This window comes from Fructilactobacillus sp. X2R1C1, assembly GCF_059901435.1.
In genome coordinates, this window is sequence record NZ_JBWXUV010000072.1 from 1 (window position 1) to 286 (window position 286).

The window sequence follows — 286 nt, forward strand, 5'->3', positions numbered from 1 at the left end:
GATTAAAACTATTCAATCGCTCATAAGTTAATAGGTTATCAAGTTCATTTTGCATTAATGCCACTTGTTTGACGACGTCATCACTATCAACCTTAGCGGATTGTTCTGCCAAAATACTAAGCCCGGCAATTGGAAGCTTCATTTCGTGACTCCACATCATCAGATAATCCTGATTATTCTTCTCACTCTGTCTAATTTTCTTTTCTAACCTAGTGACATTATCAATTTGTTTATTAAAATTCATCTGTGTCAATCTAAGTAATGGATCAGATTTGGAGAACTCGTT

General features: G+C 34.6%; 1 pseudogene. It reads right to left on the bottom strand.

Annotated features, from left to right (window positions below):
• Nucleotides 1–244: pseudogene (locus AC6UDG_RS07555) on the bottom strand (sensor histidine kinase); the annotation flags it as partial.
• Between the last annotated feature and the right edge of the window lie 42 nt (nucleotides 245–286).